The following is a 15812-nucleotide window of genomic DNA, read 5'->3' as shown; positions in this document are numbered from 1 at the left end:
CTGTCCGGCCAGAATGATGTTCTGGGCAATGTAACCGCCGCGCAGACCGTCGTCGAAGGACCAGAGTTCCTGCGGGCCTTGCCAGTTTGCTCCACCGTCGTCCGAGACATTGATCTGGTACCCTTCCGGGGTGAACTGACCCCAGACGTTGCAGCCGGAGATCAGACGGCCCGATGACGTCCAGACACCCTGATGGCAATAAAGCAGGTAGCGAACGCCGTTATAGAGAACGCTGTCGAGTACCATTGGAGGCAGAATCCAGTTGCCGCCGTTATAGCCCGACTCGTCGTAGGTGAGCCAGTTCTTGTGGTAGGTGTCGGCGGCCGGAGGACCGAAGTTGCTGAAGACCCAGGGGGTCCCGTTGTTGCCACCTTGATCGAGGGCAACTCCGGGATAGCGCTGGGCGCCGTTCAGTCGCTCGATCGTCCAGTCTCCGCCGGTCGAACTGCCGACGATGGTCGCGGCATTGTTCTCGGAACGCACGGAGAAATAGACCTGACCGTTGTTCCAGTCCTGATCGATGGCGTTGACCGAGCCGACGTAGTAACTGAAGTAAACGCCGCTCGCGGCCTGAGGATTGACGATCGTCGGGTTGCCCTGCATCGAAGCGGCCATCTTGACGATGTAGTGGTCATAGACGCCGGTGTCGAGGTTGGGGCGCTCGAAGATGACGTAGAAGAACTCCCCGACGTGGTAAGTCATGTGCGGGAAGTTGTAAGTCGGATCGGCATCTGCGACCAGCCGAACCATGTTACCCCAGGAACTGCCATTGTTGGTGGACTTGGCGGCCCAGATTTCAGCCGTCGAATCGTTGACAGCCTTGACCCAGATGGCGTAGATGTTGTTGTCGCGGTCAACACCGGCGTCCGACCAGGTGAAGGTTCCGCCCTCTTCGCGGGCGATCAGATTGTAACTGAGGTTCCCGTTCTCGCCGACGCGGACGTCATAGACGCCGTTGACCCGACCCTGATTGCGAATATCGCTGTAAGCGTTGAGAACGGCGACGAAATGGAGCGAGTTGTTGCGACCTACGACGGCTCCGAAGTCATAGGAGGCTTCGCCCCAGGCCGAGACGGTGTCGCCGTCGTTATTGAGTTCCCACATCCCTGTGTCGCCCGTCCCCATAATTTCCGACCAGTTGTCGCCGCCATCGGTTGACTTCATGTAGCGAAAGGTCATGAAGTCATCCTCGTCGCGACCCGGCAGATCGCGGCTATAGCGGCCCGGATGTGAAAGTTGGGTGACCCGGCCGTCGTCACCGAAAACCTTCTTTACCGGCTTGGGAACCGCCATCGCCGTCGAAGCGACGAATGCGGCTGCGAGCAGCATCGTGACAAAGAGTTTGCTTTTCGGCATCTCTCCAGACTCCTTAAAGGTTCCGTTGGGTTTGATTGCTGTCAGGGCCCACCGTGCCGCTGTCTTGACCGTTAAGATTCGCCGGTCCGCCGCTGCCCGATTCGATATGCTCCCTCTCAAGACAGACCGATGCATGTCTGCGACGTGTGGCTTGCCGACTGCTTTTTCTTGCCGAGCAATATAGCACCGGTATTTTGGCTTGTCAAGTCTATTAGTGCACTTTTTTGACATTCTCTCCGGCAGGATTCATCGTCAAGAGGCCTATCTATATGATATAGCACAAGATATGCTCAGTGCAAGTTGTGCATTTCGATTGCACGGCAGGCGCATAATGCCGGCTGGCGGCTTACAACATAAGGACGACCTCACCGGTAACCAGGCCGGCCCAGTTGCGAATCGTCCGGTCGGCAAAGGGCGCCAGGGCTTCAGGCAGACCAGTTGGAAAGCAGTTGTTGCGCGCGAGCAGTTCAATCAGCACCGGATCGCGAGCGCGTTGGGCGCCGTCTTCGACCTTGAGCGCCAGACCGCGCCCCGATCGCGTCACCGGATCTCGCCATCCGGCCGCATAGACGCTTTCAGCACCGGCTTTGGCGACCATCTCCAGACCGCTGCCGGTGCGAATCAACTCGGTGCATATACGATTCCGGGTCGCGGCGACCATTTCAGGGTGCGACCGCATCGCGGCTCCAGCTCGAAGCAATGCGGCCGCAATCTCATCGCTCAGGCCTTGGCCATCGACAATGCGGGCGAAGCCGAGTGCCAGCGCTGATAGGGGTATGGCATGAACCGGTGCTGAGCAGCCGTCGATCGCGATGTCGATGGCATCGATGGAAAGGCCGCACGCTTCTGCGATGAACGCTGTGATGCGTTGTTGGGTCTCCGAGTGCGGATCCAGATACGACTGGACGGGCTGCCTCAAATGCCGGGTTATAGCCAGCATTCCGGAATGCTTGCCGGAGCAGTTATGGTGCAAGACAGTCGGCGGCTTGTTCGAGCGCAACAAGTGCTTGGCAGTCTCTGCGTCGAGCGGCGTCTGTATGCCGCATTGAAGGGCTCCGGAGGTGAGTCCAATGCGGTTAAGGATCGCGGCAACGGTTTCTTGATGGACGGGCTCGCCGCCGTGCGAGCCACAGCAAATGGCGATCTCCTGGGCTGAAAAACCACACTTATCGGCAGTCCCGGAAGCGATCATCGCTGCGGCTTGAAAAGGCTTGGCAGAAGAGCGAAGATACGTTACCCGGTGCGGTTCGCCGTAACCGTGCAGCAACCTGCCGGAGGAATCGACAATGGCTGCATGAGCGCGGTGCAGCGATTCCACACGGGAACCTCGGGTGAAGGCGACCTCAATGACGGGATGTATAGTTTCTGAGGACATCGACTAAGTCTTTGGGGATTGATCTATGCAATAAGGTAGCAAATCCGCATCGGATATGAGCAGAGCATCAAGCCCCGCAGGTGAGTGCGGGGCTTGAGAGGTGGACTTTTGCGACACTTCGAGGTCAGCCATCCTTCAGGATAGCCCGTCCGATAACCGAGCGCAGGATTTGGTTGGTGCCTTCGTAGATCTGGGTGATCTTGGCGTCGCGCATAAACTTCTCGATGGGGTAGTCGCGCATGAAGCCGTATCCGCCGAAGATCTGCACGGCGTCGGTGGTCACCTTCATGGCAGTGTCCGAAGCCATGATCTTGCACATCGCCGACTCGCGAGCGACCTTTTCGTTGCCGTTGTCGATCATCCGGGAGACGGCATATATGAGCGCGCGCGAAGCTTCAATCTGAGTTGCCATATCCGCGAGCATGAACTGAATTGCTTGGAACGAGGCAATCGACTTGCCGAATTGGATCCGCTTGGTGGCATAGTCAACGGCGAGGTCATAAGCACCCTGGGCGATGCCGAGGGCTTGCGCCGCGACTCCGGGACGGCTCCGGTCCAGCGTCCGCATCGCGACGATGAAGCCTTCGCCCTCGCGTCCGATACGGTTTTCGATGGGGACTTCACAATCTTCCATCACCAGTTCGCTGGTCTTCGAGGCGCGGATGCCCATTTTGTCTTCGATCTTGCCATAGGAGAGGCCCTTGAAGCCGTCCTCAAGAATGAATGCCGAGGCGCCGCGGGTGCCTTTGGTCGGATCCGTCGAAGCAATGACGGTATAGACCTTGGCCACCGAGCCGTTGGTGATGAAGTGCTTGGTGCCGTTCAGGATGTAGCGATCGCCTTTGCGAACCGCGCGAGTCTGGATCGAGCCGGCATCGCTGCCCGCGCCCGGTTCGGTCAGACCGAAACCTGCCAGTTTGGCGCCGGTTACGAGGTCGGGGAGGTAGCGATTTTTCTGCTCGTTGTTGGCCGAGAGCAGGATCGGGAAGGTTCCGAGCGCGGTCGCCGAAAGCGCCAGCGAGATGCCGCCGCAAATGCGGGAAAGTTCCTCCGATACGATCACGAGGTCGAGGACCCCGCCGCCGGTGCCGCCCCACTCCTCGGGAATATAGACACCGAATAGCCCGGCCTTGCGGTACTCTTCTACGATCTCCCAGGGGAAGGTTCCTTCGAGGTCATGCTTGGCCGCGACCGGGCGAATCTTCTCCAGTGCGATACGTCGCGTCAAATCACGCAGAGCCTGTTGTTCTTCGGTTAGAAAGTAATCCATTGTTATACCGAATGTTAATCTTTTGGAAGGATTTGGTCGGCTCCTGTTGTGCAAGGAGAGTGCCACTTTCGGGTAGCCTCCAAAGCATAGCCTGAATGGCTCCGGTGGAGAGCAAGGTTCTTGACTGAGCGGCTGCCGGAGCCTACATTATTAGGTTCCGAAACCAGCGATCAGGAGGTGGGGTTGATCAGACTGCGCGCGACCATAATCGCCGTCGCGGTGTTGCTGATTGGTTCAGCAGCCGCACCGGGCGCGCTCGACAAGGAAGGTGAAGAGCCCTCTTCGCCCAAAGGGCCGGAGCGGATCGCGCTTGCCAATCCCGAGACGCAGAACCGGGTGCACCGGGTGGGCAACATCTGGATGAACATCACCAACTGGGGCTTTTTCGGAAACTACTCGATTTGGGGTGGGCTCGGAATGGACGACCCCGAATATCCCGGCACCTGGGCACCGCAAGCCGAGTATCCCGCCAACTCCGGCGTCCAATACCTCTTCCAGGGTGCGCTATGGTTAGGTGCGATGGTGCAGCAGGAGGGCTACGAGTTCCCCCGGGTTTCGACCGGCACCGACGGCTGGGTGCGTCCGCGCATCAATGAGTTCTATCCCGGTGAAGGCGCCGGCGAGGGCATCGTGGAGCGCACAACGCGACCCAATAGTTGGAACCGGCTGGGGAACTTCGTTACCAGTCCGAATGCAATCTCCGAGCAGGACTTTGTATTCAGTTACTTGGACACCCTGACCGAGAGTTTCTACGTCAAGGACGACCCCATCGACGGCCGGCACTATCCCCTCGGCATCAAGATCCGTCAGAAATCCTACGCCTGGAGTTACGCCTATGCGCGCAACTTCATCATCATAGACTGGGAGGTAGAGAACATTGCCGGCAATTACCTGAAGAACCTCTATGTCGGCCTCTATGTCGATGCCGATGTCGGATGGACCGGCGAGCCTTCCAACTGGTTTCAGGATGACATCTGCGGCTTTCAACGCTATTTCTACTATGAGCGTCCCAACAACGGCGGGATCGACTCATCGGTCATCAACACGGCCTGGATCGCGGACAACGACGGCCGTCCGGTGTCGGTGGGGTCGGGCAACGAGTTTACGGCGCCGCACGTTACCGGCGTTCGGGTCTTGCGGGCGCCCAACCCGAAGTTGCGCACATCGTTCAACTGGTGGATTTCCAACGGCGACCCCGACCTCGACTTCGGACCGTCCTGGGATGACGACGGAGCTCCGGGCGGGTGGACCAATGTCTATGGCACACCGATGGGGGATGAGCGGAAGTATTTCATCCTCTCCAACGGCGAGTTCGATTACGACCAGGTCTATGTCAACCGGTCGGATACGATCGTAGCCAATCCGCAAGTGATTCGCGACCGATGGAATCCCGAGATCATTCTGGAAAGCCATTCCTGGAAGATCCCCGGCGTTACCGACGCCACTCCGGCAAACTACATCAACGACCTCGCCAATGGCTTCGATACGCGGTATCTATTGTCATGGGGGCCGCTTGGGATCTTCGACCATATCGATCAAGCCGGCAATCGTATCTATCGCCTCAATCCGGGCGAGAAGTTCAGCATGACGATCAGTTATGTTGCGGGAGACAACTTCCACAACCGTAACGCACCTCAGCCCGACAATGCGACGATCACCCCGGCGCTTTTCGACTTCGGGTCGCTGCGCTACAATGCCGACTGGGCCGCCAAGGTCTATGACAACCCGATGATCGACACGGACGGCGATGGCTGGTTCGGCGAGGACGTCGGCCGGGACGGGTTATTTGCCTACGAACTCAATACGGTCTGCTATGTCTGGGTCGGCGGAGTCAAACAGCAGCGCGTTTATGAAGGCCCGGATGCCGACGGGAGCGAAAACAATGGCCGCCTCGAACCGGAAGAGGATGCTCTTGAACGGCCTGAGCATCTTGATTATACCCGCCTCAACGGGCTGCTCGACTTTGGAGACGGCATCCCGGACTTTCAAGGCCCGCCGCCGCCGCCGGTACCGGAATTGAAATTGCTAACCTCACCTGTCACCCTGCAGCGCGGCAGTGAGACCGTTGTAATCGGAATCGAGGAACTTAAGCGCTGGGTGGTGCTGACCTGGAACAAGTATCCCTCGGAATCGCCCGAATACACCGATCCCTTTTCGCGGGAATGGGACTTCGAAGGCTACCGCGTCTATGTGTCGAACGACGGTCTGGAGCAGAACTTCGCGCTGCTTGACATCTTCGACCGGGTGGACTTTTCCTACTTCAGCGCTACCGACTCGCTGGCGTTCAAGCCGGTGGAACGTGAGGATCAGATGCAGCCCGACACGACCATTGGGGGCATCCGGCTCTATCGCAAGCCGGTGGGGCGCAATATCGGCCTATCGGGAAGCGGGGATCTCTACTATAACACTGCCGACAGTAACTACTACTATATCTTGCGCGACGCTCACGCGCTGGTGCCGCGCTACTTTTCGGTAACCGCCTATGATTGCGGGGATTGGAAGACCGGGACACCGCCTCTTGAGACGGCGCGGCGCGCCAATATGATCTTTGCGGCACCATCGGGAAGCGACCTCCAGCCGGTGCGCGTCGCCCCCAATCCCTATCGAGTCTCTGAAGATTACACCCAGGTCCACGGCGGGGGAGTCTCCTGGGAGAACCGCGACGACGGCACGGCGCAGTTTTTCCCGCAGTCGGATCGACGGCTCTTCTTCTATAATCTGCCGCGTTCCTGCCTTATAAGGATTTACAGCCTCTCAGGGGACTTGATCGCCATAGTACCGCACAACACGACCGGGGATGCCAATCAAGGCTGGGCCCCCGACTTCGCCGAGGGTTGGGACCTTAACTCCCGGAACCATCAGCAGGTTGTGTCGGGGATCTACCTCTTCACCGTAGAGGATTTGACGCCCGGAGGAGGCATTTCGACCGGGAAGTTCGTCGTGATCCGGTAGGATGCGATGTGCACCCGCATAGCCTTCTTCAGTCAGGCTGATCTGGCGCGACTGTTGCCGGGGCTGATCGACTCACTGCCGGTCGAAGAGCGTTTCAACGTTGCGCCATCGCAGCACTTGAAGGTCGTCCTGAACGTCGGACAACGGGAACTGGTCGAAGCGCGCTGGGGTTTAATACCCCATTGGGCCAAGGACCCGTCGATAGCCCAAAAACTGATAAACGCCCGGTCGGAGACGATTGGCGAAAAGCCGTCGTTTCGGCTGGCAGTGCGGCGCCAAAGGTGCTTGATCTGGGTGAGCGGGTTCTATGAGTGGACTTCGCTGCCCGGCCGCAAGGGGCGCTGCCCGCTGTTCTTCACCCTTAAAAGCGGCGATCCATTTGCCTTTGCCGGACTTTGGAACCGGTGGAAAGCGCCCGACGATGACCAACCGCTGCTGACAGCGACAATCGTCACAACTTCGGCGAACGCATTGATAGGCCTCTATCATAACCGCATGCCGGTCATAGTTCCGCCGTCGCGTTATGAGGAGTGGCTCACCCCGGAAGAGTGCGATCCGCAGGACTTCGCATCGCTCTTTCAACCCTATCCACCGGGTGAGATGCAGGTGCGATTCGTCTCAACGATGGTCAACAATCCCCGAAACGACCGGCGGGAGGTGCTCGAGGAGGCATGATACCCGTATGAAAGCGGTGAGTCGAACGGGCATATAGAGTAATACATTGGCAAGGATATTCGGACCTGTTTCCAGTCCGTAACCACAAGGAAGAGTATTGAATATACTTGATATCCTAATGCGCGGTGGCTGGCTGATGATTCCGATCGCGCTCTCGTCGCTGGTTGTGATTGCGCTGGGTGTCGGGAGGTATCTGGCGCTGCGCCGGGAACTTGCCGATCTGCGGGAGTTCAGTCGCAAATGGTCGGACCAACCGGCCGATCCGTCACGCTATCGGGCTGCGGCGAAGACGACTTTGACCTTAACTGCCGGGTTTGCGGCTATTTATGACCATCCTGGAGATGATCCCCGGGCGGCACTGGAGGCTGAAGCGCATTCCGCTCTGGAGGTTCTGGAGACCGGTCTCGGCACACTGGCGACACTCGCTGCGATCAACCCCCTGATGGGCTTTCTCGGCACCGTTACCGGGATGATCGGCGCCTTTATGCAGATCCAGAACCTCGGCGGTAATGTCAATGCCAACGTCCTTGCCGGGGGCATTTGGGAAGCGCTGGTGACGACTGCGGCCGGCCTCGTCGTCGGCATCGTCGCGCTCGTAATACATAACTACCTCGCAGGTATGGTGCGCGGCTGCGCGACGTCCATCGAGCAGATCGCCGGGATCACTCACCGCCAGTTGTGGACAGTCCGGTGAAACTCGAACCGCGCCATCCGCCGCTGACGGCATTCTCGCTCGCGTCGCTGACGGACATTGTCCTGCTCTTGTTGATTTTCTTCCTGCTCGCTTCGACCTACATCATCCAGCCCGGCATCAAAGTCGAACTGCCGCGCAGCGAGACCTCGCAGGTGGTCGAGGAAAAGAGCCTGATCGTCACGATTGCGCGTGACGGCGCAGTCTGGATCGGCGATGAGAAGAGCAGCCTCGACGGGATGGGGGCTTTGCTGCGCCGGCGCATCGTAAGCGGCAGCACCGAGACCATCGTGATCAAGGCTGACCGGACGGTTTCGCTGGAGACGGCGGTCCGGGTGATCGACCGGATTAAGGCTGCAGGGGGCGAGCGGTTCCTTATCGCCACCTTGCGCGAGAACGAATGATCGCTCCGGCGGCATACCGGCAGACCGGCTGGGGTGCATCCGCCCTATTGCATCTCTTGCTGCTCCTGATCTTTCTGGCGCTTCGCTACGACTTGCGTCCGTTCGAGTTGACCGCCACGCGGATCGACTTTGTGCCGTTATCAAGCGTTGAGACGGATGAGAGCAGGGTAATGGAGGCGCTTTCCGGCGGGCTGCCTCAAGTGGAACTCCCACGGCGGCCGATGTTGGAGGAGGCTTCGCCGCTCCTGCGCCTGGCTGAACGCGAGCGACCAATCGTCGATGCTGTGGCGCCGGTTGAGCGCCCTGAAACGATCGAACCCGAGCGCCCCCGTCCCGGTCGCCGAAGCGAATTCGAGTCCTCGTCGGCAGGTCGCGAACGTCCGGCAATAGAACCCTTGACCCCGACCGACGATTGGCTCACCGGGCAGCGCTCCGAGGCGCTCTCCGGACCGGTTGTCGGCGATGAACTCTTTGCCATCAGTTGGGAAGGTATTGCGCGGACGAAACTGAGCGGCGCACTGCCCGAATTCCCTCCCGGTGTCAATCGAACCGCGACGATTCGCCTTGCATTCGCGGTGAATCCGGCCGGCGATGTCGTCACCTTATCCCCTGTCGTCAAGGGCGTTCCGGAACTGGAGAGAGTTTCCATCGACGCCCTCCGCACCTGGCGCTTCAACGCGCTCGACCGCACTCTGCCGCAGGCTGACCAACGCGGCGAAATCACCTTCATCTTCAAATTGCGTTAATTGAGCCGGGAGCCTCGCAAAAGCATCCCTCCGGTTGACAGAGGGGCAGTGCCGGGGTAAATTGTTAGGTTGCGATGGATTATCGGTCCAGATTATGGGGCGATTAGCTCAGTTGGTCAGAGCGCTGGTCTCACATATCAGAGGTCACTGGTTCAAGTCCAGTATCGCCCACTGCGGGAACTGCTTAAGGGACGGAGAAATCGATCGGGATGCGATCCGATGCGAGAATCAAACTGCTTGGCCGGGAGGATGTGCTCGCCGCAGTAGTTAGGTGGCGTGCTGCCGGCGAGGCTATCGTCTTCACCAACGGCGTCTTCGACATTCTCCATACGGGGCATTTACTCTCCTTTGAGGAAGCCGCATCGTTCGGCGACCGTTTGGTGGTGGGAGTCAATTCCGATGCTTCGGCGCGCAGTCTGGGCAAGGGTCCGGGAAGGCCGTATAACCGCGATTTCGATCGGGCGACGCTGATCGCCGGACTGAACTGTGTCGATGCGGTCTCTATCTTTGACGAACCGACGCCGCGGGCTTTGATCGAAGCGATTCGTCCCGACGTTTTAGTCAAGGGCGCAGACTGGCCTGAAGAGCGCATCGAGGGACGCGAATTCGCCGGGAGAGTCGAGCGGATTGTGCTGAAGGAAGGCTATTCGACGACTTCGCTCGTGGAAAAGATCCGGGCGAGCGGAAAAGAGTAACGATGTTCGATGAACTGACCGGCAAACTCGAGCGGATGGTGCGCAACTTGCGCGGTCAGGGCAAACTGACCGAAGCAAACGTGCGCGACACCCTCCGCGATGTTCGCCGGATACTGCTTGAAGCCGACGTCAGTCTGCCCGCGGTCAAGGCATTCATCGAATCGGCTGCGATTCGTGCGCTCGGGCAGGAGGTGCTGGCCAGCATCACCCCCGGCCAGCAGATGATCAAGGTCATTCACGACGAATTGGCGGCCTTTCTCGGCGGTGAAGCCGAACCGGTGCGATTTGGTAAGTCACCTTCACCGATTCTGCTCGTGGGACTTAACGGCGCCGGCAAGACGACGACGGCGGCAAAGTTGGCGCTGCATCTCCGCAAGAAAGGCCGCAAACCGCTGCTCGTGGCTGCCGACACCCACCGCCCTGCGGCTGCCGAGCAACTTGAAACTCTCGGCCGGCAACTTGGCATTCCGGTGGTGCACGGTGACGGACCCGATCCGGCTCAAATCTACGAAAAGGGTCGGGAGTTTGCCCGCCGGGAAGGGCTGGACTGCATCATCGTCGATTCGGCTGGACGAATGCATATCGACGACGAGTTGATGGCCGAACTGGAGCATTTGCAGAGCGTCGTCAAACCACCGGAGACGCTCCTTGTGATGGACGGCATGACCGGGCAGGATGCAGTGCGGTCGGCGCAAGTCTTTGCCTCGCGGATCGAAATCACCGGTCTGGTCCTGACGAAACTCGACGGCGATGCGCGCGGCGGAGCCGCGCTCAGCCTGCGTTTCATCACCGGGCGGCCGATCAAGTTCGTTGGTATGGGTGAAAAGACCGGCGACCTCGAAATTTTCCATCCCGACAGGCTTGCAGGGCGCATCCTCGGAATGGGAGATGTCGTTTCGCTTGTCGAACGTGCTCAAGCGTCCGTCGATGCCGAATCCGCGGCGAAACTGGCCCGTAAGTTGATCCAGCGTGAGTTCACCCTCGACGACTTTAAGGAGCAGATTCTTCAGTTGAAGAAGATGGGGCCGCTTGAGTCGATCCTGGGTATGCTGCCCGGTATGAAAGGTGCGCTGAAGGGCGTCGATGTGAACGAAGGCGAAATGAAAGCGGTCGTGGCGATAATCGACTCGATGACCCCTAATGAGCGGAGGACGCCGCGTATCATCGACGGGAGCCGCCGTCGCAGGATTGCCCGGGGAAGCGGGCGCTCCGTTCAGGAGGTCAATCGTCTGCTCAACCAGTTTGAGCAATCCCAGCGGATGATGAAATTGCTGGGCCGTAAGCGGGGACTTCCGGGCGGGCTACCCCCCTTCGGACGCTAAGACGGACGTGAGTCGTCTTAGCGACTTGATGGACAATCGCTGGCTGTTGAAGTTGCTTGCAGTCTGCGACGGAATCTTATGCGGTATCGTCGTCGATGCCTTCAGCGGCCGGCCCCTATATGGTGTCGTAACGGCGCTTGCAATATCGGCAATTCTGCTTATGACATTGGCGCGGCGCCCCGGCCGGCAACTTCGTTTCGGCTTCGACCCGCGCGATCTCTTGCTCATTAAGACGCTCGCGCTGGCATTGATCTTCTTCGGCCTGTCAGCAGTATGGGCTTATGCCTTGCTAAATCATTAGTTAACTTCGTCGCATCAGGTGCGACGCCACTGGGAGACCCAACTTGTCCGTTCGACTTCGTCTTTCCCGCCTGGGACGCAAAAAGCGACCCTACTACCGTATTGTTGCTGTGGACAGCCGCCGCAAGCGAGACGGCGCCTTCATAGAACGGCTCGGCCTCTATCATCCCCTCGACACGCCGGCACGCATCGAGATCGATGCCGAGCGCGCCCTGGCCTGGCTTCGCGATGGCGCCCGTCCGAGCGAGACCGTACTTTCGCTTCTGAAGCGGGAAGGCGTCTGGCTCCGCTTTCGCCTCGAACGGCGCGGCCTTCCCACGGCTCAGATCGATCAGATGATGAACGAGTGGTTCAAGACCCACGCGAAACAACAAGTCGAGGCTGCGCCTGTTCGCCAGGCTGCTCCGGCACCGGTGCCGAAGAGTGCCTTGCGCGAGAAGGCTCAGGAAGATGCCGTAACTGCGGTCGAGTCCGCCACTCTTGAACAAGTTGAAGCAGCACCCGAAACCCCGGTCAATGCGGCATCGGAAACCCGGGTTGAGGTTGCTCCCGAGGCACCAGTCGAGGCTGTCGAGCCTTCTCTTGAATCCGCTGAACCGGTTCCCAAAGAGGTATCAGAGGCCGTCGCTACTGCGAGTGATGCCCCGCCAGAAGAGGAACCTAAATCGGACGCGAGCGCCTGAAGAACGCGGCTGTTCCCGGCAGCGTCAAGCGAAAGACGCGAGCCACTCGTAAGATCCCGAATGAGGTCATAGTCGGACATATCGCCCGGCCGCACGGAGTGCGCGGATTCGTAAAGGTAGTTACGGAATCGGACGACAGCGCTACAGTGGCTTCCATGAAGGTGCTGCGAATACGATTGGTGAAAGACGTGAGGAACTTGGATGTCGAGAAGGTCGTCGTTCACGACCGATGGCTCAGCATGAAACTGGCCGGGGTCGATGACCGCGACACGGCAGCGTTGCTGTCCGGCGGAGAGGTCATAGTTCCCAGGAGTGAACTGGCGGAACTCTCCGACAACGAATACTATATCGACGACCTTGTCGGCTGCCGGGTCGTAACCGAAACGGGCGAGGAAGCCGGCGTTTTGAGTGAAGTCTGGCCGCAGGGGCATCACGACCTCTGGGTGGTGGACGATGACGGGAAGGAGATCTTAATCCCGGCGGTGAGCGAGCATATACGATCGGTAGATGTCGAGCGACACTTGATCGTCGTGCGGACCTTGGACGGGCTGCGGAACTGACCGCGGTCAGTGCAATGCGAATAGATGTCATTTCGCTCTTTCCCGGGTTGGTTGCTGGAGTGGTTGGGGAGAGCATCCTTAAGCGGGCTTGCGACGCCGGTCTGGTAAAGATTCTCTTGCACGATCTCCGCAAGTTCGCTGTCGGGAAACATAACCAGGCCGATGACTACCTCTTTGGCGGCGGTGCCGGGATGCTGCTGAAACCCGAACCTTTCTTCCGCGCAATGGGGCAATTCGATGGGGTGCGGCCTCGTCCGTTGGTGATTTGTCCCTCGGCGGCTGGCGAGGTATTCGACCAGGAGAGTGCCGCGGGCCTCGCCCGGGAGCGGCATCTGGTCTTTCTTTGCGGCCATTACAAGGGTCTCGACCAGCGGGCAATCGACCGGTTAGTCGATCGCGAGTATTCACTGGGCAACTACGTCGTGACCGGTGGTGAGTTAGCCGCAGCGGTGATGATCGACGCTACGGTGCGGCTGATGCCGGGTGTGCTGGGCGATTTCGACAGCGCCCGGGGAGACAGTTTTCAAGGGCTGCGGCTCGACGCTCCGCATTATACCCGTCCGGCAGAGTGCGAAGGCTTAACAGTGCCGGCGGTCTTGCAGGAAGGCCATCATCGTAATGTCGGGCATTGGCGGGAGGCTATGGGCAAGTTGATCCTGAGCCAGCGCCGGCCCGATCTGAAGAGTATTAAACCACTTGAGGAATAGTCGGTTATGGAAATCTGGAAAGAACCCATTCGCAGCACCTTGCGAAGCGATCTGCCCGACCTTAAACCGGGCGATCAGGTCGATGTGCATTACAAGGTAATCGAAGGCGACAAGGAACGGATTCAGATATTCAGCGGCGTGGTGATCAAGTTGCGGGGTGCCGATGCTGGAAGCACCGTCACCGTGCGCAAGATTGCAGCCGGCGGCGTGGGGGTCGAGCGCATCTTCCCAATGCACAGCCCATTCGTCGCTGAGGTCAATGTCCGTCGGTCGGGCAAGGTGCGCCGCGCCAAACTCTACTATCTTCGCGGGCGCAAGGGCAAGAGCGCACGGCTGAAGGAAAAGACCCAGCAAACGGCTTAGGTCGGGGTCCCGGTCGTCTCCGGCGAGGTTGGGTGAAAGTGTCGAGGTCTGTTTTGGCAGATCGCCGTGACCAGGATTAAGCGGGAACTTTCCGCCGTTGAAGCCGCCGTCCTAACCGCGCTTTTCGCAGCGTTGGCTGCGGCCGGTGGATACCTCCTAATAGCGGTGCCTAATGTCGAACTCTTCACCTTTGGCCTTTATATTGCGGGATACGCGCTCGGAGTCGCACGGGGATTCTCCGTTGCGCTCATCGCCTCGCTCCTCTACTTCGGATTCAACCCCCAGGGGGGGCTCTATCCACCGCTGCTGACGGCACAGATTTGCGGATCGCTGGCAGCCCCTCTCACTGGAAGGTTGCGGTGGAGGATTAACATCCCCGCCCGGGGTTTACGGATATATGATGCGGTTGCCGCGCTCCTCGTAACGCTATGGTTCGACCTGCTAACCAACCTCGCTTATCCTCTTACCGCCGGCTTCGACTCCGCCGGAGTCATAGCCACGCTCCTCGCCGGCATACCGTTCGCCATGCTACACACCTCATCCAACCTGTTGATATTTATCTTTATGACGACACCGGCTTTGGCGCTTCTGGCGAGACGGAATCTGGTCTGAAGCGGTTCATTGCAGTCTGCTGGGTTCTGATGATACTGTCGATGGTCGATCCAACAGCCGCATTCGGATTGGATTCCCTCGAGGCATACCGCTTCGGCCCCCGCTTCTTTGCCTACCCTTCCACCTCTATTCTCGATGGACCCGGTGCAATATGGACTCTCAGCCCACATTCCCGCGCTGTCACTAACGTCCGGCATACGGGCGACCTCTTCCGGGGCGACATCCGGTTCTATCATCCCGATCTGGCAACTCCGGGTCGGGAGATCGTTCTTTCGCCGCTCGGCATGGGAGAGGCCTACAACCGCGTCCTGTGGCGGGGACGGCCATGGCGTATGCCGGGCACCTGGCGGGGGGATCTGTCGCTCCTGCCGCCCAACATCGTCGGATCGGCTTCGTCATCGACGGGAACGTTGGATGGCGCCTCAGGAGCCGGGCTGATTGCCCTCGATCCCGTTCGATCCTTCGATGACGGGCCGGCGACGGCGCTTTCTTATCGCACTGGCTTCTATGGCTTTGAGCCGGTCGGGTTTGTCCATCATCGGCGGGTCGCTGCAAGCAACTATCTGCGGATCGGGGGCTTTATACCCTCATCGTCCGGACGGTTTCCTCACTCGGCGCAGCATGGGCGAACGCTTTGGAGCGAGATCGTCAACCGCCTGGGAAGCGACGGGGAAGTTTCGCTTGCGTTTCAGAGCGTCCGTCAAGGTGTCGAAATACCCGGGACGCCGGTTGAGCGACAGATGACCCGTGGAGACGTCGATCTGGCCATCTCGCATACGCCTGAGACCGGATCCAAGTGGTCGTTCGGACTTTATCGTGCCGAAACACGGCTTAGAGAACTCCCGGTCAACGAATACGGCCGGGAGACGGGCGGTGTAGTTCGCTGGAGTCGGGGAGACTTCGGAATGATGGCAAGGCTCACGCGCAGCGACGGAACGCTCGACGGAGGAATAGGCTACCGGGTGGACGATGGCGAAGCCTCATTGCAATGGAACACAAGACGCCCCTGGGCGGAAATGATGGTTCAAGCGGGAGCAACCGGCGCGCTGCCCGACCGCATCCTCCCCGCCGGTGGGGTGACGCTGATCGTGCCCGGAATAG

17 protein-coding genes and 1 tRNA gene are annotated in these 15812 nt (G+C 59.4%); 15 read left to right on the top strand and 3 right to left on the bottom strand.

Features of this window, described 5'->3' with window-relative positions:
• The 3 genes from FJY67_07845 to FJY67_07835 form a co-directional block, all read right to left on the bottom strand.
• Nucleotides 1-1356 (bottom strand): hypothetical protein (locus tag FJY67_07845; GenBank protein ID MBM3329366.1); only part of this gene is annotated, 1356 nt, incomplete at its 3' end.
• A gap of 346 nt (nucleotides 1357-1702) precedes the next feature.
• The gene (locus FJY67_07840) at nucleotides 1703-2731 is read right to left on the bottom strand and encodes an asparaginase (GenBank protein ID MBM3329365.1); all 1029 of its coding nucleotides are present in this window, start codon (nucleotides 2729-2731) and stop codon (nucleotides 1703-1705) included.
• A 124-nt stretch (nucleotides 2732-2855) separates the two neighbouring features.
• Nucleotides 2856-4001, bottom strand: coding sequence for an acyl-CoA dehydrogenase (locus tag FJY67_07835; GenBank protein ID MBM3329364.1), 1146 nt, complete (start codon nucleotides 3999-4001; stop codon nucleotides 2856-2858).
• A gap of 183 nt (nucleotides 4002-4184) precedes the next feature.
• Here FJY67_07835 and FJY67_07830 point away from each other — a divergent pair, with 183 nt between their 5' ends.
• From FJY67_07830 to FJY67_07760, 15 genes are all read left to right on the top strand, one after another.
• Entirely contained in the window at nucleotides 4185-6953 is a 2769-nt protein-coding gene (locus FJY67_07830; protein MBM3329363.1) for a hypothetical protein, read from the top strand.
• Nucleotides 6954-6959: 6 nt separating this feature from the next.
• Entirely contained in the window at nucleotides 6960-7628 is a 669-nt protein-coding gene (locus tag FJY67_07825; GenBank protein ID MBM3329362.1) for an SOS response-associated peptidase, read from the top strand.
• A 118-nt stretch (nucleotides 7629-7746) separates the two neighbouring features.
• Nucleotides 7747-8322: a MotA/TolQ/ExbB proton channel family protein gene (locus FJY67_07820; GenBank protein ID MBM3329361.1), complete on the top strand. Its 576-nt coding sequence runs from the start codon at nucleotides 7747-7749 to the stop codon at nucleotides 8320-8322.
• On the top strand, nucleotides 8259-8723 hold the full coding sequence (locus FJY67_07815; GenBank protein ID MBM3329360.1) for a biopolymer transporter ExbD: 465 nt from the start codon (nucleotides 8259-8261) through the stop codon (nucleotides 8721-8723). The genes FJY67_07820 and FJY67_07815 overlap by 64 nt, the downstream gene beginning before the upstream one ends.
• 131 nt (nucleotides 8724-8854) lie before the next feature.
• Nucleotides 8855-9469, top strand: a complete 615-nt coding sequence (locus FJY67_07810) for a hypothetical protein (GenBank protein ID MBM3329359.1) — start codon at nucleotides 8855-8857, stop codon at nucleotides 9467-9469.
• A 97-nt stretch (nucleotides 9470-9566) separates the two neighbouring features.
• A tRNA-Val gene (locus tag FJY67_07805) sits at nucleotides 9567-9640 on the top strand.
• A gap of 38 nt (nucleotides 9641-9678) precedes the next feature.
• Nucleotides 9679-10164, top strand: a complete 486-nt coding sequence (locus tag FJY67_07800; GenBank protein MBM3329358.1) for an adenylyltransferase/cytidyltransferase family protein — start codon at nucleotides 9679-9681, stop codon at nucleotides 10162-10164.
• Between the two features lie 2 nt (nucleotides 10165-10166).
• Nucleotides 10167-11486, top strand: a complete 1320-nt coding sequence (locus tag FJY67_07795; protein ID MBM3329357.1) for a signal recognition particle protein — start codon at nucleotides 10167-10169, stop codon at nucleotides 11484-11486.
• Between the two features lie 7 nt (nucleotides 11487-11493).
• Nucleotides 11494-11787 carry a hypothetical protein gene (locus FJY67_07790; GenBank protein ID MBM3329356.1) on the top strand — a complete coding sequence of 98 codons (294 nt, stop codon included), beginning with the start codon at nucleotides 11494-11496 and terminating at the stop codon, nucleotides 11785-11787.
• A gap of 13 nt (nucleotides 11788-11800) precedes the next feature.
• Entirely contained in the window at nucleotides 11801-12469 is a 669-nt protein-coding gene (gene rpsP, locus FJY67_07785) for a 30S ribosomal protein S16 (protein ID MBM3329355.1), read from the top strand.
• Nucleotides 12451-13029 (top strand): 16S rRNA processing protein RimM, encoded by a 579-nt coding sequence (rimM, locus tag FJY67_07780; GenBank protein MBM3329354.1) that lies wholly within the window; start codon nucleotides 12451-12453, stop codon nucleotides 13027-13029. The genes rpsP and rimM overlap by 19 nt, the downstream gene beginning before the upstream one ends.
• A gap of 14 nt (nucleotides 13030-13043) precedes the next feature.
• Nucleotides 13044-13736 (top strand): tRNA (guanosine(37)-N1)-methyltransferase TrmD, encoded by a 693-nt coding sequence (gene trmD, locus FJY67_07775; GenBank protein MBM3329353.1) that lies wholly within the window; start codon nucleotides 13044-13046, stop codon nucleotides 13734-13736.
• A 6-nt stretch (nucleotides 13737-13742) separates the two neighbouring features.
• Nucleotides 13743-14099, top strand: coding sequence for a 50S ribosomal protein L19 (locus FJY67_07770; GenBank protein MBM3329352.1), 357 nt, complete (start codon nucleotides 13743-13745; stop codon nucleotides 14097-14099).
• A gap of 66 nt (nucleotides 14100-14165) precedes the next feature.
• Nucleotides 14166-14711 (top strand): hypothetical protein, encoded by a 546-nt coding sequence (locus FJY67_07765; GenBank protein MBM3329351.1) that lies wholly within the window; start codon nucleotides 14166-14168, stop codon nucleotides 14709-14711.
• 29 nt (nucleotides 14712-14740) lie between these two features.
• Nucleotides 14741-15812, top strand: a 1072-nt coding sequence (locus tag FJY67_07760; GenBank protein ID MBM3329350.1) for a hypothetical protein, incomplete at its 3' end; no start/stop codon positions are given.

The sequence above is a fragment of the Calditrichota bacterium genome, from assembly GCA_016867835.1.
Taxonomy (GTDB): Bacteria; Electryoneota; AABM5-125-24; order Hatepunaeales; family Hatepunaeaceae; genus VGIQ01.
Note: the sequence above shows the minus strand (reverse complement) of the source record. Positions and strands in the feature narration are given on the sequence as shown.